This window comes from Salinicola sp. JS01 (assembly GCF_030284585.1).
In the GTDB taxonomy this organism is placed as follows: domain Bacteria; phylum Pseudomonadota; class Gammaproteobacteria; order Pseudomonadales; family Halomonadaceae; genus Salinicola.
This window is the reverse complement of the sequence record NZ_CP127244.1, coordinates 318,024-337,159: the sequence shown is the minus strand read 5'-3', so window position 1 is coordinate 337,159 and position 19,136 is coordinate 318,024. Positions and strand designations below refer to the sequence as shown.

Below are 19,136 nucleotides of genomic sequence, written 5' to 3'. Positions count from 1 at the left end.
GCCGCGGGGCCGGGGTCAGAGGCCGGCCAGGCCACGCACCAGGTAGTAGCCGCCGACCACGGTGACGATCCAGCGCGTCCAGGTACGAAAGCCGCCGTCGCTCAAGCGGTTGAGGATCAGATTGCCGCTGCGCGTCCCCAAAAGGCGAGCGGCAGCCCCAGCAGCACCCAGCCCCACTCTTGCGCGCCCATGGCCGCCGCGGCCTGCCAGTAGAAGACGATCTTCAGCGAGTGCGCGATCACCTGGATCGACGCCTTGCTCGCGACCACCGTGCGGCGGTCGAGATGGGTACGGATGAAGCCGATATCGATGGTCGGCCCCGACACCCCCACGGCGATGGTCAGGCCGCCGGAGACCACGCCGCAGAGCACCGCGTGCCCGGGGCGCGAGACATCCAGATGGAACCAGCGCTTGGGGATCCACACCAGCACCGGCATCAGCCCGAGCACGATCAGCACCACCGTCTCGCTGGGGTGATAGCGCACCAGCGCCAGTGCCACTGCGGCAATTACCACCCCGACGGCGATACCGCCGACGATGCGCCAGTCGATGAAGTGCCGCGACAGCCATGCTCGCGAGGCGTTGGCGGAGAGCTGGATCACCCCGTGTACGGCGATTGCCGTGGCCGCCGGCAGCCAGGCGAGCAGAAAGCCGAGCAGGATCAGCCCGCCGGCCATACCGAACACACCGGAGAGCACCGAAGTAGCGAAGACCACGCCCAGGAACAGCAGAGAAATAGGTAGGGTCATGAAGGGTCTATACTCCAAAAATAGTCCTGCCCCGGCCCGGCCTCGCGCGCCGACAGGCCCTAGGGTTTAAGCCTAGCCCCGACAGTCGTTCACTGAAGGATGATCCGCATGCCCTGCCCCACCCGCACGCAGCACCCGCTTTGCCGCTTCTCGCAGGCTTCCCTGGCCATCGCCGTGACGGCGTCGCTGGCCCTCACCTCACTCTCCGCCCAGGCCTCGAGCCCCGCGTCCTGGGAGGACCAGACCCGCGATGTGATCGCCCAGTGCACCGACGCCAGCCAGTTCTCGGACGCTGAGCCGGCGGGCGCGCCGGTGCTGTTCGACGACGAGGCCGGCACCACCGCTCTGCTGCTTAAGGGCCACTACCCGCAGCAGCACATGAACGGACGTGAGGGGCAGGAGCTCTGCCTCTACCTGCGCGCCAGTCAGGAGGTCTTCATCGCTCCGGCCGACAAGCTTACTGCGGGCCCGGATGCTCTGCCCGACGCGCCGACGGACACCACTGACGACTCCGGCAAGAGCGGTGGCGCCGGGGGCAACGACACGGCAACCGACGATGCCGCGACCGCACCCACAGACAGCAATGAGAAGGCGCCCTGAGAGGCCCGCACAGAGTCGCTAAGCATCCCCCAGCAGGCGCTGGTAGAACGCCAGATCCAGCCAGCGCTCGAACTTGTAGCCGACCTCGCGCACGGTGCCGGTGTGGCTGAAGCCGAGGCGCTCGTGCAGCGCGATGCTGGCCGCGTTGGTGGCGTCGATGCCGCCGATCATGCTGTGGTAGCCCTGCGCCTCGGCGCGCGCGATCAGCGCCTCCATCAGGCAGCGCGCCACGCCGCGTCCGCGATAGTCGCGATCGACGTAGACCGAGTGCTCGACGCAGTAGCGGAAGGCGGCGTGGGGCCGGAACGGGCCGTAGCTGGCAAAGCCCATCAGCCGGCCGCTGGCATCGTCGCACACGCCGAGGATCGGCAAGTCACCCTCATGCTTGGTGCGGAACCACTGCTCGATGAAATCCAGCGTGCGCGGCTGATACTCGTAGAGCGCGGTGGTATTGAGAATGGCATCGTTGAAGATCGTCATCACGGCGTCGCCGTGGGCATCGAACTGACACTCGATCGGGGTCATGCGGACACTCGTTCCCATCATCGTTATTGGATAGACGCGCCACCGGCGTCAGTAGAGTGCCGTCGCCTGCAGCGTGGCCAGCGGGCGTTCGCGGCTATCTTCCAGCACCAGTCGATCACCACTGCGCGCCAGATGTCGGGTGCGCGAGAGCACATCGAGCCAGTCCTGCTCCTGGGCCTGCAGCGGGCCGCTACAGGCGCGCCGGGTGGTGCCCAGGGCCGAGAAGCTCAAAGCGTCGTCGGTGTGCTGATAACGCCCCATCAACCGATTGCAGCCGGTCGAGCCGCGCACGTGGCCGGCAGCGTTGAACACCAGATGCGCCTCGCGCTGCTGGTCACCCACCACCGCCGCCTCGCCGCCCAGGCTATCCAGACGCCAGTAGGTGCCCACCAGCGGCTCGCTGGGCGCCGGCGCGGTGCGCCCGGCGCAAGCGCTGAGCAGACCGGTGAGCCCAACGACGGCGAATACCGCCAGGGCGAGACGCAGGGACTGGGGCAGCATGAGCATGGCGAGAGACCTCCGGCGACGAAAGGGGCGGTGCGCCGCCTCGACGACGCACCGTTAGAAAGGCCATCTTCGCCCGATTCGGCCAATGTCGACAACTCGCGCCCCGCACCGGGTCACCTCAGTGGCGCTCGATCATCGCGGTCAGGTCCTCGGCGATCAGCGGCAGGCTTTCGCGCCAGGAGAGATAGGGGGTGGAAGCAGTGCCGTTGATCAGCACCGCGAAGCTGCCCCAGCGCCCCTCGCGGGTGCGGAAGTAGCCAGCGACGGCGCGCACCGTGACCGGCTCGTTGAGGGTGCCGGTCTTGAGCATCACGTGATCCTGGAACACCTCACTGCCACGACGGATGAAGTGCATCGGCCCGTTGGTGGGCACCTGCATGCCAGCGACGAAGGTGGGGAACAGCGAAGCGTTGGCGTACATCGCCGCCAGCAGCGCATCCACGCTGCGCGCCGAGACGCGGTTCTCCGGAGTCAGGCCGCTGCCGCTCTTCAGCGTCGCCGCACCGTGCCCGGGCAGGCCGGCGGCAAAGCGCTGGAGCATCGCCCCGGCGTCAGCCAGCTGCTGCTGAGAACCAACGGTGAGATCCATCGCCAGGGTGTCGGCCATGAAGTTGTTGGAGTAGTTGAGCGTGCGCAGCAACAGCTCCTGCAGCGGCTTGCCCTCGACCGCGGCGAGCTGAACGGCGGTCACCGGCGGCGGTTGCTGGCTCACCGCATAGCCACGGCTCACCGCCACCCCGGACTGCTGCAGCAGTGCCAGCAGCGTCTGGCCGGTCTGGTCGGCGGGGTCGGAGCTGGCCTTGTAGATCGCCTGAGGGAAGCTGCCGGCCGGGATCTTACCGCTGACCTTGAGCGTATCGCCCTGGCTGTCGGTGACCCGCGCGGCGGAGAGGCTCAGCGAGCCATTGGCAGCGACCGTACGCACCTGGTTGTCGACCCGCAGGGTCGGCGTCACCGTATCGCAGCTGGTGATCCGCGCCGGCTGTCCCACCGCGCCCGGTGCCACCGTGGCGCACCAGCTGCCGTAGTTGATCGCCGCCGACGACAGCAGCGCGCTGTAGGCATTGGTGCCGCGGGTCTGCGTCTTGCAGCGGTCGGTGGTGGTGCAGCGAACCGGGCCGAAGCGCCACTGGCTGATCACCAGCTGGCCGTCGACCCGCTTGACGCCGCTCTCGCGCAGCTTCTGGATCAGCCGCCACAGCTCCTCGGAGGTGAGCGCCGGGTCGCCGCCGCCCTCGAGCACCAGATCGCCATGCAGAGTGCCGCTGGGGTCGACACTGCCGACCGAGACGAAACGCGTGGTGAAGCGGTGCTGCGGGCCCCAGCGGTCGAGCGCCGCCGCCGCGGTATAGAGTTTGGTCACCGAGGCCGGAGACAGCGCGCGGTCGGGGTCGAGCGCCCCGAGCACCTCGCCGCTGCCCAGCAGACGCGCCTGGGCGCTGATCGCAAAGCCCTTGTCGGCGAGCTGGGCAACGTGATCGAAACCCGCCGCCTGCGCGGCCAAGGAGAGCGTGGAGAGCGACACCAGACATGACGCCAGAAAACCGCGATACAACGCTTGCCGCATGATGAGAACGTCCGCACTGAGTGAAAGAGAAAGTAGGCAAAGCATCAGCCAAAACCGATGCACCGAGACTAGTCGAGATCGACCGCGTAGCGCCACAGCGTCTGGCCACTCTCGGCGTACTTGCGCTCGAACGGGGTCAAAAACGTCTCCTCCGGTTGGAACGCGCCCCACTCACCACGCCGGTCGCACAGCGCCTCTACCGCCAGCGCGAACTCCTCGACGTAGATCGCCCAGTTGGAGCGCAGCTCCAGGCACCCGCCCAGCGCGACCAGGGTGGGGAAGACCGGATGGCCGTGCCAGCGCTTCTTGAGCTGGGCGCTCTTGGGGTAGGGGTTCGGGTAGAGCAGATAGTGGCGCGCCGGGCGCCAGCCGGCCTCGTGGGCCAGACGCCAGAAGTCGACCAGGTCGGCGCGTACCAGCAGCGCATTGCCCGGCAGTTCGCCGTGATCGCGGGAGAGCCGCTGCTCGCTGCGGTCGACGCCGATCACCGCGTGATCGGGGTGGGCCAGCGCCAGGCGCCGGGTGGAGAGCCCCACCCCGCAGCCGGCATCGAGGATCAGCGGCTTGCCACTGGCAGCGAGCCAGGCCGCGGCGCGCTCGAAGGCGTCGCGGGTGTGCTGGGCCGGCGGGCGCTGCCAGACGCTGGCGCGCGCGCGGGCAACGCGCCGCGCGAGGTCGCGATGGGGGCCACTCTGGTTACTGACGATGGCGCGCGAAGACGATTGCATGGCGGAAACACTGACAAACGGAAAGACCCGCCAGTCTACCAGCCCTGAAGCCTGCGATCTCGCCACACCAACCCGCCACTCACCGTGGCCGCGGCATGACGCCACGCACGCGCGGGTGTATCATCCCAGCCCACATTCAGCCAATCTTGGCAATACGCCCTTCGAAGGCAGGCGCGGTTCACCACGTTTCGTCGATTCCCGCGATCGGCACGCGCCCTGTCGGGAGACGCCCTTTCTCGTCGCTGCGTCACTCCCTGCCTCGAAGAGCCCGATTGCCCCCAACGCTCACGAGGGACGTGGCTTGTCACATTTACCGGTGATCGTCGGCATGGGCGGCATCAATGCCGCGGGAAGGACCTCCGGGCACCACGCCTACCGCCGCACGATTCTCGAAGCCCTGCCGCAGACGGCACAGACCCAGACCCTGGTGGCCCTGGCAGCACTCATGCGCCTGGTCACCCGCAGCGCGGACGGCGGCTGGGAGAGCGCCGAGGGTGAAGCCCTCGACGCCTCCCAGATCGTCGCCCGCTATCGCGAGCACATCCTCGCCCACACCCTGATCCGGCGCATCGAGGACGACGCCTTCGGCGCCGTGGGCATTCCCGGCAACCGCGAACTGGCGATGACCTTCGCCGAGCCGGTGCGTTTCACCACCTCGCGCCGGCAGCTACCGCAGCCGCTGCCGGCGGGCTGGGAAGTGCGCGAGATCGACCGTCACACGGTCGAGGTCGCGGTGCCCGCGGGGGCGCTGCAGGCGCTGCTGCCGGAGCGCCGCCAGGCCGCCGTGCGCGCCGCCGGCCAGCTGCCGCTGGGCTTTGCCCCGGACACCTTCTATCGCAGCGTGCACCATCCGCGCGGGCTGTCGATGGCGATCTTCGGCGTCAGCGACTGTCTCGGCCAGAGCGGGCTCGACTGGGAGCGCGTGCGCGGCCAGCTCGACCCCGATGCCATAGCGGTCTACGCCGGCAACTCCATCGGCCAGCTCGACGACGCCGGCTGGGGCGGCATGCTCAAGAGCTTCGTCACCGGTAGCCGCACCACCTCGAAGCAGATGCCGCTGGGCTACGGCCAGATGCCGGCCGACTTCCTCAACGCCTACGTGCTCGGCAGCGTGGGCGCCACCGGTGCGATCCAGGGCGCCTGCGCGACCTTCCTCTATAACCTGCGTCTCGGGGTCGAGGATATCCGCCAGGGCCGCCGCCGCATGGTGATGGTGGGCACCAGCGACGCCCCGGTGACGCCCGAGATCATCGAGGGCTTCCGCGCCATGAGCGCGCTGGCAGACGATCAGAGCCTGATGGCGCTGGATGCGCTGGAGCTGCTCACCGACGCCGACTACCAGCGCGCCTGTCGGCCGTTCGCGCGCAACTGCGGCTTCACCATCGCCGAGGCGTCGCAGTTCGTGCTGCTGATGGACGACTCTCTGGCGCTGGAGACCGGCGCCCAGATCCTCGGCGCGGTGCCGGAAGTGCACGTCAACGCCGACGGCTGGAAGCGCTCGATCTCGGCCCCGGGCATCGGCAACTACATCACCCTGGGCAAGTCGGTCGCGCTGGCGCGTTCGATCCTCGGTGACGACAGCGTGCGCCAGCGCACCTATCTGCACGCCCACGGCACCAGCACGCCCAAGAACCGCACCACCGAGTCGCACATCTTCGATCAGGTGGCGCGCGCCAACGATATCGAGAACTGGCCGGTGGCGGCGATCAAGGCGTTCATCGGCCACTCCCAGGGCAGCGCCGCGGGGGACCAGATCGCCAGTGCCCTGGGGACGTTCGCCCACGGCTACATCCCGGGCATCCCGACCCTGGATGCGGTGGCCGACGATGTCTTCGCCGAGCGCCTGCGCTTCTTCCGCGAGCCGCTGGCGTTCGAGGCCGATGCCAGCTTCATCAACGCCAAGGGTTTCGGCGGCAACAATGCCACCGGGCTGCTACTCTCGCCGGCAGTGACCGAGCGTCTGCTGGTCAAGCGTCACGGCCAGCGCGCGGTGGACGCCTGGCGCGGGCGCCGCGAGCAGGCGCTGGCCGCGTCGGAGCAGTATCGTGAAGCCGCCGACAGCGGCCGTTTCGAGGTGATCTATCGCTTCGGCGAGGGCGTGCTCGAAGGCCCCGAGCTGGAAGTGGGGGCCGAGGCCATCCGCATCCCCGGCTATGCCCAGCCGGTATCGCTCAAGGCCGACAATCCCTTCGGCTCGCTCGAATGACGCTATCGAGTAACGCTATCGAGTGGCGCAGCCGAGCGATAAGGCGGCAACCGGCAGGAGAGTGAGTGCATGAACACCGTGGTCTATCCCGGCACCTTCGACCCCATCACCAACGGCCATCGTGACCTGATCCAGCGCGCCGCGCGAATCTTCGACAAGGTGGTGATCGCGGTCGCCGCCAGCCCGCGCAAGCAGCCGGCCCTGGCGCTGGCCGAACGCGAGGCGCTGGCGCGCGAGGTGGCCGCGGGCTGGCCCAATGTCGAGGTGGTGGGTTTCGACGGCCTGCTCACCGAGCTCCTGACCCGGCTCGACGCGCGCATTCTGCTACGCGGGGTGCGCGGCGCCACGGATTTCGAGTACGAGCTGCAGCTGGCCAACATGAACCGTGCCCAGTCGCCGGACGTGGAGACGCTGTTTCTGACCCCGGAGATCCAGAACTCCTATCTCTCCTCGACCCTGGTGCGCGAGATCGCGCGCCTCGGCGGGGACGTTTCCCAACACGTATCGCCGTGCGTGGTCGACGCACTTCGCCGGCGCTTCGCGACTGACGGCGCCTGAGCGCCGCGAGGAGAGCCACATGGCCCTGATGATCACCGACGAATGCATCAACTGTGACGTCTGCGAGCCGGAGTGTCCCAACGACGCCATCTCGCCCGGCGAGGAGATCTACGTCATCGACCCCGCGCGCTGCACCGAGTGCGTCGGCCACTTCGACGAGCCCCAGTGCCAACAGGTCTGCCCGGTCGACTGCATTCCGCTCGACCCCGAGCGCCCGGAGACGCGTGAGCAGTTGATGGAGAAGTACGAGATCATCACCGCCGCCTGAGCGGGTCGTGGTAGCCGCTGCGCCAGCGTTCTCATTTCCCTCGCCTGCAAGGATGCCCGTGGCCAGCCAGGACACTCCCCGCTACTCCACCCGTCATGTCTGGACGCTGGCGTGGCCGATCATTCTCTCCAATATCACCGTGCCCCTGCTGGGGCTGGTGGATACCGCGGTGGTCGGCCACCTGCCGGATTCGCGCTATCTCGCCGCGGTGACCCTGGGCGCCACGCTGTTCAGTTTCCTCTACTGGGGCTTCGGCTTCCTGCGCATGGGCACCACCGGCCTGACCTCGCAGGCGGTGGGCCGCGAAAACGACAGCGACGTACGCCTGCTGCTGGCCCAGTCGCTGGTGATGGCAACGGTGATCGGGGTGGCGCTGATTCTCTTCTCGCGTCCGCTGATCGCCGGCGGGCTGTGGCTACTCGACGGCAGCGAGGCGGCCATGCAGCTGGCCGCCGACTACGCCCATATCCGCATCTTCTCGGCCCCGGCGGTGCTCGCCAACTACGCCATCCTGGGCTGGTTCATCGGTCAGCAGAAGACCCGTATCACCCTGGCGATCCTGCTGCTGACCAACGGCGTCAACATCGTGCTCGACCTGCTGTTCGTGGTCGGCTTCGGACTGGCCAGCGATGGTGTCGCCTGGGCCTCACTACTCGCCGACTACGCCGCCCTGGCGTTCGGCCTGTGGCGGGTCGCGGTGCACTGCCGCCAGCTCGGCGGCTCGCTGTCGCGCCAGGCACTGCGGGTTTGGGCGCACTACGCCGCGCTGATCCGGGTCAACCAGCACCTCTTCGTGCGCACTCTGGGGCTGCTGTTCGCGCAGGCGTTCTTCACCGCTCAGGGTGCCAACTTCGGCGATACCACCCTGGCCGCTAACGCGGTGCTGTTGCAGTTCATCATGCTCACCTCCTTCGCCCTGGACGGCTTCGCCAACGCCGCCGAGGCACTCACCGGGCGCTCGGTGGGCCGGCGCGCCTGGGACGACTTCGGCGACGCGGTGCGCGCCGCGGGCAAGCTCTCGCTACTGGTGGCGGGGGCGGCGATGGCGCTGTTCGCCGTCGGCGGCGACTGGCTGGTCGCACAGCTCACCGACCTGCCGGAGGTACGCGCCACCGCAAGCGACTACCTGCCGTGGATGATCGCCATGCCGCTGCTGGCGGTGTGGAGCTATCTGCTCGATGGAGTCTTCATCGGCGCTACCGAGAGCCGGGCCATGCGCAACTCGGTATGGCTGGGGCTGGCCGTCTACCTGCCGACGTGGTGGCTGACCCAGGGCTTCGGCAACCATGGCCTGTGGTTTGCGTTCCTGGTGTTCACGCTGGTGCGCTCGGCCACCCTCGGCGCCTGCTACGTGCACTACCGGCGCACGCGCTGGTGCAGTGCCGCTACCCACACGCCCACAGGCGCTGAAAGCAGCGAAAGTGCCGAGGAATCAGTCAGCTAGTCGTCGACCAAGGTTGACTAATCGCGACAGGGGGAATGCGCTAGGCTGCGCTTAAAACAACAGCGAGCCTCGCCACCATGCTGCAGAAACTCTCCCGCCCCGCGGTCAAACTGGTCGAACGCTACCTGCCCGACCCCTATATCTTCGTACTGCTGCTGACGCTGGTCGCCGCGCTGGCGGCGATGCTGTTCGAGCAGCAATCGCCGCTGGCGGTGATGCGCTACTGGGGTGACGGCTTCTGGGGGCTGCTGGCGTTCTCGATGCAGATGCTGCTGGTGCTGGTCACCGGCTTCATGCTGGCCAGTTCGCCACCGGTCAAGCGCCTGCTCGACGCCCTCGCCGGCCTGGCCCGCTCCCCGGGCGGTGCGATCGTTCTGGTGACTCTGGTCTCGCTCGCCGCGAGCTGGATCAACTGGGGCTTCGGGCTGGTGATCGGGGCGCTGTTCGCCAAGGCGCTGGCGCGCCGGATACGCGTCGACTACCGCCTGCTGATCGCCAGCGCCTACTCCGGCTTCGTCGTCTGGCACGGCGGTCTGGCGGGCTCGATTCCGCTCACCATCGCCACCCCAGGCCACTTCAGCGAGGCCCAGATCGGTATCATCCCCACCTCGCAGACGATCTTCTCGCTCTACAACCTGCTGATCGTCGGGATCCTGTTCGTGGTCATGCCGCTGATCAACCGCTGGATGCTGCCGGACGAGCAAGAGAGCGTCTATGTCGAGCCATCCCAGCTCGCCGAGCCCGACAGCGCCCGGCCGACGGACACCACGCGCCCCGCCGATCGGCTCGAGAACAGCACCCTGCTGTCGTGGCTGGTGGGCATCCCGGGGCTGGCCTATCTCTTCCACTACTTCGTCTTCGCCGGCGGCGGGCTCAACCTCAACAGCGTCAACTTCCTGTTCCTGTCGCTGGCGATCGTGCTGCACCGCACCCCGCGCAGTCTGCTGACGAGTCTCCAGGAGGCGATCAAGGGCGGTGCCGGCATCGTCATCCAGTTCCCCTTCTACGCCGGCATCATGGGCATCATGATGGGCTCGGGGCTGGCGCAGTCGCTCTCCGAGCTGTTCGTGGCCATTGCCAGCGCCGATACCCTGCCCTTCTGGTCGTTCATCAGCGCCGGCGTGGTCAACCTGTTCGTGCCCTCCGGCGGTGGCCAGTGGGCGGTGCAGGCGCCGGTGATGCTGCCTGCGGCCCAGGCGCTGGGCGCCGACGTGGCGCGGGTGGCGATGGGCGTGGCTTGGGGCGACGCCTGGACCAACCTGCTGCAGCCGTTCTGGGCCCTGCCGGTGCTCGCCATCGCCGGGCTCAACGCCAAGGACATCATGGGCTTCTGTCTGATCCAGCTGGTGGTGACCGGGGTTATCATCGGGTTGGGTCTGACCTTCTTCTAGACCCCGTTCGAAAAGGACTACGCTCGGCAATACGGCGTTAAAAATCGGCTCAAGATGCTCATTTACACCCTGTAAACTCCGCTCTTTCGCCGATTTTTGCCTTGTCTTGCCTTCGCTCGTCAGCTTTTCAAATAAAACTCATGCCCATAGGTATCGTGTCTGAACGCACCGCAATACAGGCAGTCACCCCGGATCTGTGGTACATCTGGCCCACGACAATAGTGGGTCAGACAACGCCGAGGACACCGTGACGCCCGACGATTTTCCGCGACAGCACGAGCTGTCGATGACCGTGCTGATGACCCCCGACATGGCCAACTTCAGTGGCAAGGTGCATGGCGGGGCGATCCTCAAGAAGCTCGACGAAGTCGCCTACGCCTGCGCCAGCCGCTACTCAGGTAGCTATGTGGTGACACTGTCGGTGGATCAGGTGCTGTTCAAGCAACCGATCCATGTCGGCGAGCTGGTCACCTTCCTCGCCATGGTCAACCATGTCGGACGCTCGTCGATGGAGATCGGCATCAAGGTGCTGGCCGAGTCGATCCAGGAGCATGTGATACGCCACACCAACAGCTGCTACCTGACCATGGTGGCGGTGGACAGCGCCGGGCATCCGGTCGAGGTGCCGCCGCTGGCGTTGAAGACCCCGTTGCAGAAGCTACGCTTCGAGAAGGCCGCGATGCGCAAGAAGCTGCGCAAGCAGGAAGCCGAAGAAGAGCGCAACGCCATGACCGCCTACCGCCAGGGCCATCACGACGTGTGAGCCCGGCGGCGGCACCGACAAGGAAGTCCGATGCCCGCAAGCGCGCCCCACGCCGCCCCCACCAAGCGCCCGATCAGCCGCTTCAGCGAACGCCTGCTGCTGGTCTGGGACATCGCTGTGGTGCTGCTGGTGGCCATCAACCTGGCCCTGCTGCTGTTCGACAGCCTCTATCTGATCCCGCCGCTCAATAAGGCTTTCGAGGCGCTGGCGCCGGGGCTCCATCACGCCTATCAGGTCAATGTGCGCGAGCACTTCTTCCGTATCGATCTGTGCTTCGTGGCGATCTTCATCCTCGATGTGCTGCTGGGCTGGGCCATCGCCATCGCCCAGCGACGCTACGCACGCTGGTTCTTCTACCCTTTCGTGCACTGGTACGACGTGCTCGGCTGTATCCCGCTCGCCGGTTTCCGCTTGCTGCGCGTGCTACGCGTGGTCTCGCTGCTGATCCGACTACAGCGGCTGGGGGTGGTCGACGTGACCCGCTGGCCGCTCTACCGCTTCTATCGCACCTACTACGGGGTGGTGATGGAGGAGCTCTCCGACCGCGTGGCGATCAAGCTGCTGGGGGATATCCAGCACGAGATCGCCCAGAGCGAACACCTCACCCGGCGCGTCTCCGAGGAGGTGATCCAGCCACGCAAGGCGGCCCTGGTGAGCGAGATCGCGGCGCGCCTGGAACGCACCATCGACAAGAGCTACGCCGAGAACCATCGTCAGGTCCATCGCTACGTCTCGGCGCTGGTCGCGCGCACCCTGGAAGAGAACGCCGAGCTGCGCCGGCTCAAGCGTCTGCCCATGGGCGATGCCGTGGCCGAGGGTCTCGAGCGCAGCCTCGACGATATCGCCAACCGGGTGGTCCACGAGGCGATCGACGGCCTGCGCTCGCCGCACTTCCACTCGCTGCTGGCGGATCTGGTCGGCAGCGGTATCGATGCCTGGCTGCGCGTCGACAAGACCACCGATCAGGTCACCCAACAGGTGCTGATCGACGTGCTCGAGCTGCTCAAGCAGCAGGTAGCGGTGCAGCGCTGGAAACTCGAGATGGACCCGGAGCGCACCATCCGCGAGCGCGACGCCGCACGCAAGACTGTCGGCGAGCAGCGCTAGGCACGCCGGCAGACAACGTCGGCGAGATCGGGTAACACGGGGGGCAAAGGGCCGCTGTCCAGGGCGCACGCGGCGCCCTGGACAGTGGAGGAGACAGTGAAGGAAGAGTCGGGCTATTGGCGGATGAGGCGGCTTATTGCGGGCCGCCGGGGCGCCCGACCATGCGCTTCAGGGTATCGTCGCGACGCCCGAAATGGTGATGCATCGCCATCGCCACATGCCCCAGGATCATCAGCGTGATCAGCCAGGCGATCGGCTCGTGGACCACACCCAGCGCTGCTGCCCAGGGTACGTCGGCGCCCGGCGCCAGTACGCTTCCGAAGGCGTGTACGCCGTAACCGGAGCCCCAGGTCATGAGCACGCCAGAGAGCGGCATCATGATCAACAGTGCATACATCAGCACATGCGCCCACACTGCCAGCCGCTGCAGGCTGCCTTCATGCACCGGGCGATGGCCGAGCTGGGACAGCGCCCACAGCGTGCGAATCGCCATCAGTGCGAGCACGCTGACCCCGATACTGGTGTGCCAGGGCAGGATCAGTCGACTGAAGGCATTGCCGTCCCACACTTCGTGCAGGAACACGCTGGTGAGCTGAACGATCACCAGTGCGGCCACGACCCAGTGCAGAAAGCGGGTCGCCGAGCCGTAAACCTGAGGAGAGTCCTGCAGCATGGCGAAGGTTCCTTATCGGGTTATCTCGTCTTGTGAAGGCGCGGATCATACCTCTGAACGCACACGAACCGCCCTTCACACGTTGACGTCTCGGTGGGATACCGCCTCAACCGCAGGCGAGGGAGAGAATCCGGCGCTTATCGTCGACCCGGATATCCAACCGCCCGGGGCGATGATCCATGGTGACCTGCTCGTCCGGCTGGATCACGCGGATCTCGTCGGCCCGCGAGCGATCCTCGATCCAGCGCCGGGTAGTCTCGTCGAGAATCTGGCCGTTCATGCTGCCGACCGCCTGCGCCCCACAGCTGTCCGCGGGCAGCGGTTCCATCATCGGCGGCGGGGGCGGTGCCTCGTCAGGCGCCGGCGCGGTGCTGCAACCGCCCAGAAGCAGGCTGCCGAGCAGCAGGGTGGTGGCGGGGATCTTCATCGATATCTCCTTGTAGGGGTAAGCATCCTTGATGAGCTTCAGATTAGCACCTGCGACGCGGGAGAACAGCGGTTGGTCGCTCGGCGGTCGGCCCGCTAGACTCTGCTGAGGCATGGCGCGGTGTGCACCGCGTCCATCGACAACGATATCGATGACGATCACGATATCGGCGACATCGACAACGACGACAACATCGGCGTGCCGCCACGGCCGCCCAGCCAGGGATGACATCATGCGCAAGCTACTCGCCATCGGCCTCGCCGCCGCCACCCTCACGGCCGCTACCGGCGTCGCCCAGGCCGCCGACGCGCCGATCCGCGTCGCCTCCAAGATCGATACCGAGGGCTCGCTGCTCGGCAACATGATCGTCGAGGTGCTCGAGCACGCCAACCTGCCGGTAGAGAGCCGCCTGCAGCTGGGGCCGACCAATATCGTGCGCCAGGCGCTGATCTCCGGCGATATCGATCTCTACCCCGAGTACACCGGCAACGGCGCCTTCTTCACCGATACCACCGATGATCCGGCGTGGAAGAACGCCGCCGATGGCTACGCCAAGATCCGCAAGATAGACCTCGAGCAGCACCAGCTGGCATGGCTGACCCCGGCCCCCGCCAACAACACCTGGGCGATCGCGGTGCGCCAGAACGTCGCCGATGCCAACGACCTCAGCAGCATGGCCGACTTCGGGCGCTGGGTGGACAACGGCGGCGAGGTCAAGCTCGCCGCCTCGGCGGAGTTCGTCGAGAGCGACGCGGCGCTACCCAGCTTCCAGCGCGCCTATGACTTCACCCTCGACGAAGATCAGCTGCTGGTGCTCTCCGGCGGCAATACCGCGGCGACCATCCGCGCCGCCGCCGAGGGCACCAGCGGCACCAATGCCGCCATGGTCTACGGCACCGATGGCGCGATCGACGCCGCCCAGCTCAAGGTGATGGACGACCCCAAGGGCGTGCAGATGGTCTACGCCCCGGCGCCGGTGGTGCGCGAAGCAGTGCTCGAGGCGCATCCGCAGATCGCCGAGCTGCTCGAGCCGGTGTTCGAGTCCCTCGATCGCGAGACCCTGCAGCGCCTCAACGGCAAGATCCAGGTCGACGGACTGCCGGCCAAGCAGGTGGCGCATGACTACCTGACTCAGCAGGGCCTGCTGGATTGACCACGGCATGCCGCATGAGCAAGCCCCGCGGATGATCGGCAACCGGGTCCTGCTGACCCTGTGGCTGGCCGCGGCCATTGGCGTGGCGCTGCTGCCGTTCGCCACGCTCTCGCCCAACCGGCTGGTCTCGGGCCAGCCGGTGATGCTATGGCAGGCGCTGCCCGGCTGGCAGCTCGGTGCACTGGGCCTGATCGCGGCCGGGCTGCTGCTGGCCGCGCTGGCGCGGGGGCTGGCGTCGCGTACCGCCTGCTGGTTGGGGCTGGCGCTGACGCTGCCGCTGCTGGGGCTGACTCTGTTCGCCCTCGGCGACTATGCCCAGCGCGCCCTGGCCGAAGCCTCCCCCGCCGCCCGAGTCTCCCAGGGCGGCGCCTTCTGGCTGCTGCTGTTGGCGGCAGCGCTGATCGCCGTGGATGCGCTGCAGCGCCTGCGCCTGGCGCTGTTGGCGCGGGCACTGTTTGCGCTGCTGGCGCTGGGCCTGATCGGCGCCTGCCTGGCGAGCGACCTGCTCGCACCGCTGTCGCTGATGCGCGAGTTCGCCAATCAGCGTGACATCTTCGTCGCCCAGGGCCTGCGCCATCTCGCCCTGGTCGGCGGCGCGCTGTTACCGGCGCTAGTGCTGGGGCTGCCGCTGGGGCTCGTGGCAACCCGCAGCCGACGCTGGCGCGATGGCCTGTTCAGCGTGCTCAACGTGTTCCAGACGCTGCCCTCGATCGCGGTGTTCGGGCTGCTGATCGCGCCCCTGGCGGCGCTCGCCCAAGCGGTGCCGTGGCTAGGGAAGCTGGGGATCAGCGGCATCGGGGTGGCGCCGGCGATCATCGCGCTGGTGCTCTACTCGCTGCTGCCGGTGGTGCGCAACACCTACGCCGGCCTCGCCGGGGTGCCGGCGACAACGCTGGAGGCGGCCCGCGGCATGGGCATGACCTCGCGCCAGATCCTGTGGCGGGTGGAGCTGCCGCTGGCGCTGCCGGTGATTCTCTCGGGGCTGCGTATCGTCACCGTGCAGGCGATCGGGCTCACCGTGGTGGCGGCGCTGATCGGCGCCGGCGGCTTTGGGGCCTTCATCTTCCAGGGCCTGGGGCAGTACGCCATCGACCTGGTCCTGCTCGGCGCCATCCCAACCATCGTATTGGCGGTAATCGCCGATTTCCTTCTGCAACTGCTGGTGGCCGCGAGCCGCCCGCCCGGCACCCGTTGACCCGGGGGAACCCCATGATCGAACTGCAAGGGCTGACCAAGACCTACGCCGGCAAGCGGGTGGTCGACGACGTCTCGCTGACGCTCGAGAGCGGCGAATTCGGCGTGCTGATCGGGCCTTCGGGCTGTGGCAAGTCGACCACGCTGAAGATGATCAACCGCCTGATTCCGCTGAGCGAGGGGCGCATCCTGATCAACGGCGACGACGTCACCCAGCTGCCCGTGGAGCAGCTGCGGCGGCGGATCGGCTACGCCATCCAGTCCACCGGGCTGTTCCCGCACTGGAGCGTGGCGCGCAACGTGGCCACCGTGCCGCAGCTGCTCAAATGGCCCAAGGCGCGCATCGATGACCGTGTCGACGAGCTGCTGACACTGTTTCAACTCGACCCGACCGAGTTCCGCGACAAGTACCCGCACCAGCTCTCCGGCGGCCAGGCGCAGCGGGTCGGGGTGGCCCGGGCGCTCGCTGCCGACCCCGAAGTGCTGTTGATGGACGAGCCGTTCGGCGCGGTCGATCCGCTCACCCGCGAGACGCTGCAGGCGGAGATGAAGCGCGTCCACGCCCAGACCGGCAAGACCATCGTCTTCGTCACCCATGACATGGACGAGGCGCTGACCCTGGCCACACGCGTCGCCCTGCTCAACGGCGGTCGCCTGGTGCAGTACGAGCGCCCCATCGAGATGCTGGTCGAGCCCGCCGACGACTTCGTGCGCGAGTTCATCGGCCAGGCCGATCTGGGTCTCAAGCTGCTGTCGCGACGCTTTGTGCATCAGTATCAGCGCCGCGCCCGGCTGGCGCCGGAGACCGGGTTGGAGCGTCTCGACGAGCATGCCTGGCTGGTCGACGCCGGGGGCCGCCCGAGCGCCCTGGCCGGCGCGCGGCTGGATGACGCCGACGCCATCACCCGGGTCAAACCCGAGTGGATCGCCACCCCGGAGATGAGCATGAAGGAGGCGCTGTCGCGCATGGTGTGGTACCGGGTGACCGCACTCCCGGTGGTGGACCGCGACGGGCGTCTGATCGCCGAAGTGGGCATGCCCGGGGTGATGGGCATCGAGGGCGACGACGCCCGCGAGGCCGCATCATGAGTGTTGCCGCCGCGCGCAGGGGGCTGCGTCGCGCCGCCGCCGGCAACCTCACGCTGGTGCTGCTCACCCTGCTGCTGGTGGGGCTGACGCTGGGCATGAGCCAGTTGGAACCGCTGTTCCGGGCGCTGTTTCCCGATCTCAGCCAGCCGCTCTACAGCCGCGACAGCTTTCTCAACCTGATGCTGGCGCACATCGGCCTGGTGCTGGTGTCGTCGCTGATCTCGGTGAGCGTCGGCGTGGCCGCCGGGCTCTTCGTCACCCGCCCTGCCGGGCGCGAGTTCGAACCCATGGTGTCGTCGCTGGCCGCCATCGGGCAGACCTTCCCGCCCGCGGCGGTGCTCGCCATCGCCGTGCCGCTGGCCGGGTTCGGCTTCACCCCGACGATCATCGCACTGTCGCTCTACGGCCTGCTGCCGGTGATCCAAAACACCATCGCCGGGCTCGGCACGGTTCCCGCGAGCACTCGGGAAGCGGCGCGCGGCAACGGCATGAGCGCGTGGCAGATCCTGTGGCGGGTGGAGCTGCCGCTGGCGATGCGGGTGATCATCGCCGGGGTTCGGGTGTCGGTGATCATCAACATCGGCACCGCCACCATCGGCTCCACCGTCGGCGCCAAGAGCCTGGGCACGCCGCTGATCGCCGGGCTGGTGGGCAACAACCTGGCCTACGTGATCCAGGGTGCGCTGCTGGTGGGGCTGCTGGCGATCGTCACCGACCTGGCGTTCGAACGTATGGAGCGGCGATATTCGTTCGGGGGATAGAAGCCCTACTTAAGTATATGGAAAATCATTGGAAGAGCGATGATCTAGCGTCAAGTATTTGGACCGCCGATGTTGAATCTTCGCCTCAATTATCTGTCTCTTTTCAGCGATAGATCATTAATGCGTTAGATGACACCTGAGGTACAGCTCAACACGTCCTGAAATGCTGCTTTTCTCAAGCGATCGAGACGCATACAGCTCTCGGAGCCCGAGGATTCACCATTACACCCCGTGCTGATCCACTTCACGATAAATCGTTTTTGGACCTCATCCTCGACAGTGCATGCCTCTCGTTGACCACGACCTTCTCCATCAGCGACCACCGACTGCCAGTCCTCCCTGCTATACCAAGGACTGAATTCGACCCGCGGCTCTATCGACACATGGCTGACCAATGTAGCCAGATCGGCGGGTAGCGCGTTCAGCAGTGCCGCACGGAGCCCAGGGGTCGCCCATCGCACGAGCGCGCGGCCACAATCGGGGGTGGTCGTCGGGTCGAGATTATCGGGGCGCATGAGAATGCGCCCGGTTAGATAGCGTCTGGTATTCGAAGAATTGGCTTCGATATGACCGCCCGAGAACCCAACAACTTTCAGCGGCTGACTGGCAAAGAGATCGCCAGCGTCACTTCGAAGCATAGCGCCGTTGAGAGCACCGGATCTCAACGTACGGCCAAAAAGCAAGTCCCAAACGGCATCGAGATCGATCCGCATCTCCATACTGAATGAACAAGTCTCCCCTCCGAGCCGATCCGTGAGAAAGCCGCCCCATGCCGCGTCGTTAGTGTTGATCACAATGGAAGGCGGCAGCAGCACGACATCAAGAGTCTTATCATGAAGTTCGAGCCGCGCCCGCAGCGTGCTCGGCACCTGAGTCCCGACTGCCTCCAGTGCGGCCTGAGTCATGTAAAGCGAAGCGCCTGGCAGAACACCGCCCATGACGATTTCCATTTTCCCTGGATCGAAACGATAGAAGCTAGGCACCTCATCACGGTCCAGGTGGGAGCCATAACGGCTCTTTATTTGATATTGTATTTCCCGCACTCCGATGCGCATCAATGGGGTCAGCAGTTCCACTAACGCCACCCGTGCCTCCGGCGTATCTTCTCGTAATGTCAGTGTTATGCGAGTCGTGTTGTAACCACCAAGCTTGTCCATTATATGACGAAGTTCGGAAACGCTAGGCGTGAAAAAGACGACCCAAACCAGAGACCCTAGCGTAGCGGCAGTCAACAGCCACCCCCATCCCGGGGGCTGCTTAGATTTTTTATTCTTTCGCAACCCAATTTTCTTAGCGACTCTATTTACAAGCAACCCCATGAGCGCCAGGAAAAACAGCGTTGCAAGAGGAATAATAAACGCCGCGACGACAGAGAATATGATCTGAAGCATGCCCATACGCTTAAGTCCTCTCTCTGACGCCACAT

Annotated in this window: 21 protein-coding genes; 12 read left to right on the top strand and 9 right to left on the bottom strand. The window is 66.6% G+C overall.

The genetic code is table 11. The features are described from left to right. Positions 1 to 15: 15 nt before the first annotated feature. Positions 16 to 141 carry a hypothetical protein gene (locus QO259_RS01735; protein ID WP_285951569.1) on the bottom strand — a complete coding sequence of 42 codons (126 nt, stop codon included), beginning with the start codon at positions 139 to 141 and terminating at the stop codon, positions 16 to 18. Further along, complete coding sequence (locus tag QO259_RS01730; protein ID WP_285951568.1) at positions 117 to 749, bottom strand: TSUP family transporter; 633 nt, start codon at positions 747 to 749, stop codon at positions 117 to 119. The genes QO259_RS01735 and QO259_RS01730 overlap by 25 nt, the downstream gene beginning before the upstream one ends. Before the next feature lie 108 nt (positions 750 to 857). On the opposite strand from QO259_RS01730, the gene QO259_RS01725 reads away from it, so the two are divergent. After that, positions 858 to 1,349: a hypothetical protein gene (locus QO259_RS01725; protein WP_285951567.1), complete on the top strand. Its 492-nt coding sequence runs from the start codon at positions 858 to 860 to the stop codon at positions 1,347 to 1,349. 18 nt (positions 1,350 to 1,367) lie between these two features. Here QO259_RS01725 and QO259_RS01720 read toward each other — a convergent pair whose 3' ends face one another. The 4 genes from QO259_RS01720 to trmB form a co-directional block, all read right to left on the bottom strand. Then, on the bottom strand, positions 1,368 to 1,874 hold the full coding sequence (locus QO259_RS01720) for a GNAT family N-acetyltransferase (RefSeq protein ID WP_285951566.1): 507 nt from the start codon (positions 1,872 to 1,874) through the stop codon (positions 1,368 to 1,370). Between the two features lie 48 nt (positions 1,875 to 1,922). Further along, a complete protein-coding gene (locus tag QO259_RS01715; RefSeq protein ID WP_285951565.1) occupies positions 1,923 to 2,381 on the bottom strand; it encodes an META domain-containing protein in 459 nt (152 codons plus the stop codon). 118 nt (positions 2,382 to 2,499) lie between these two features. Continuing rightward, positions 2,500 to 3,948 carry a D-alanyl-D-alanine carboxypeptidase/D-alanyl-D-alanine endopeptidase gene (gene dacB / locus QO259_RS01710; RefSeq protein WP_285951564.1) on the bottom strand — a complete coding sequence of 483 codons (1,449 nt, stop codon included), beginning with the start codon at positions 3,946 to 3,948 and terminating at the stop codon, positions 2,500 to 2,502. A gap of 68 nt (positions 3,949 to 4,016) precedes the next feature. Then, positions 4,017 to 4,676 (bottom strand): tRNA (guanine(46)-N(7))-methyltransferase TrmB, encoded by a 660-nt coding sequence (gene trmB, locus QO259_RS01705; protein ID WP_285951563.1) that lies wholly within the window; start codon positions 4,674 to 4,676, stop codon positions 4,017 to 4,019. Positions 4,677 to 5,004: 328 nt separating this feature from the next. On the opposite strand from trmB, the gene QO259_RS01700 reads away from it, so the two are divergent. The 7 genes from QO259_RS01700 to QO259_RS01670 all read left to right on the top strand — a co-directional run bounded on the left by QO259_RS01700 (position 5,005) and on the right by QO259_RS01670 (position 12,413). Continuing rightward, entirely contained in the window at positions 5,005 to 6,882 is a 1,878-nt protein-coding gene (locus QO259_RS01700) for a beta-ketoacyl synthase (RefSeq protein WP_285952721.1), read from the top strand. 69 nt (positions 6,883 to 6,951) lie between these two features. Beyond that, entirely contained in the window at positions 6,952 to 7,440 is a 489-nt protein-coding gene (gene coaD, locus QO259_RS01695; RefSeq protein WP_285951562.1) for a pantetheine-phosphate adenylyltransferase, read from the top strand. Then, positions 7,325 to 7,708, top strand: a complete 384-nt coding sequence (locus QO259_RS20345; RefSeq protein ID WP_233076874.1) for a YfhL family 4Fe-4S dicluster ferredoxin — start codon at positions 7,325 to 7,327, stop codon at positions 7,706 to 7,708. Before coaD ends, QO259_RS20345 begins: the two co-directional genes overlap by 116 nt. Before the next feature lie 52 nt (positions 7,709 to 7,760). Then, positions 7,761 to 9,152, top strand: a complete 1,392-nt coding sequence (locus tag QO259_RS01685) for an MATE family efflux transporter (protein ID WP_207034300.1) — start codon at positions 7,761 to 7,763, stop codon at positions 9,150 to 9,152. 77 nt (positions 9,153 to 9,229) lie between these two features. After that, positions 9,230 to 10,543: a short-chain fatty acid transporter gene (locus QO259_RS01680; RefSeq protein WP_285951561.1), complete on the top strand. Its 1,314-nt coding sequence runs from the start codon at positions 9,230 to 9,232 to the stop codon at positions 10,541 to 10,543. Positions 10,544 to 10,829: 286 nt separating this feature from the next. After that, positions 10,830 to 11,306: an acyl-CoA thioesterase gene (locus QO259_RS01675; protein WP_051896374.1), complete on the top strand. Its 477-nt coding sequence runs from the start codon at positions 10,830 to 10,832 to the stop codon at positions 11,304 to 11,306. A gap of 30 nt (positions 11,307 to 11,336) precedes the next feature. Then, positions 11,337 to 12,413, top strand: coding sequence for an ion transporter (locus QO259_RS01670; RefSeq protein ID WP_285951560.1), 1,077 nt, complete (start codon positions 11,337 to 11,339; stop codon positions 12,411 to 12,413). A 133-nt stretch (positions 12,414 to 12,546) separates the two neighbouring features. On the opposite strand, the gene QO259_RS01665 is transcribed toward QO259_RS01670, so the two are convergent. Then, positions 12,547 to 13,086: a cytochrome b gene (locus QO259_RS01665; protein WP_207034309.1), complete on the bottom strand. Its 540-nt coding sequence runs from the start codon at positions 13,084 to 13,086 to the stop codon at positions 12,547 to 12,549. Positions 13,087 to 13,192: 106 nt separating this feature from the next. Continuing rightward, complete coding sequence (locus tag QO259_RS01660; protein WP_285951559.1) at positions 13,193 to 13,513, bottom strand: I78 family peptidase inhibitor; 321 nt, start codon at positions 13,511 to 13,513, stop codon at positions 13,193 to 13,195. A 232-nt stretch (positions 13,514 to 13,745) separates the two neighbouring features. On the opposite strand from QO259_RS01660, the gene osmF reads away from it, so the two are divergent. Genes osmF through QO259_RS01640 form a run of 4 tightly spaced genes read left to right on the top strand, consistent with a single transcriptional unit; the run spans position 13,746 to position 17,710 of the window. Further along, a complete protein-coding gene (osmF, locus tag QO259_RS01655) occupies positions 13,746 to 14,666 on the top strand; it encodes a glycine betaine ABC transporter substrate-binding protein OsmF (protein ID WP_285951558.1) in 921 nt (306 codons plus the stop codon). 7 nt (positions 14,667 to 14,673) lie between these two features. After that, complete coding sequence (locus QO259_RS01650; RefSeq protein WP_285951557.1) at positions 14,674 to 15,861, top strand: ABC transporter permease; 1,188 nt, start codon at positions 14,674 to 14,676, stop codon at positions 15,859 to 15,861. Positions 15,862 to 15,875: 14 nt separating this feature from the next. After that, the gene (locus QO259_RS01645) at positions 15,876 to 16,949 is read left to right on the top strand and encodes an ABC transporter ATP-binding protein (RefSeq protein ID WP_285951556.1); all 1,074 of its coding nucleotides are present in this window, start codon (positions 15,876 to 15,878) and stop codon (positions 16,947 to 16,949) included. Continuing rightward, on the top strand, positions 16,946 to 17,710 hold the full coding sequence (locus tag QO259_RS01640) for an ABC transporter permease (RefSeq protein WP_285951555.1): 765 nt from the start codon (positions 16,946 to 16,948) through the stop codon (positions 17,708 to 17,710). The genes QO259_RS01645 and QO259_RS01640 overlap by 4 nt, the downstream gene beginning before the upstream one ends. Before the next feature lie 125 nt (positions 17,711 to 17,835). Here QO259_RS01640 and QO259_RS01635 read toward each other — a convergent pair whose 3' ends face one another. Continuing rightward, the gene (locus QO259_RS01635; RefSeq protein WP_285951554.1) at positions 17,836 to 19,107 is read right to left on the bottom strand and encodes a hypothetical protein; all 1,272 of its coding nucleotides are present in this window, start codon (positions 19,105 to 19,107) and stop codon (positions 17,836 to 17,838) included. Between the last annotated feature and the right edge of the window lie 29 nt (positions 19,108 to 19,136).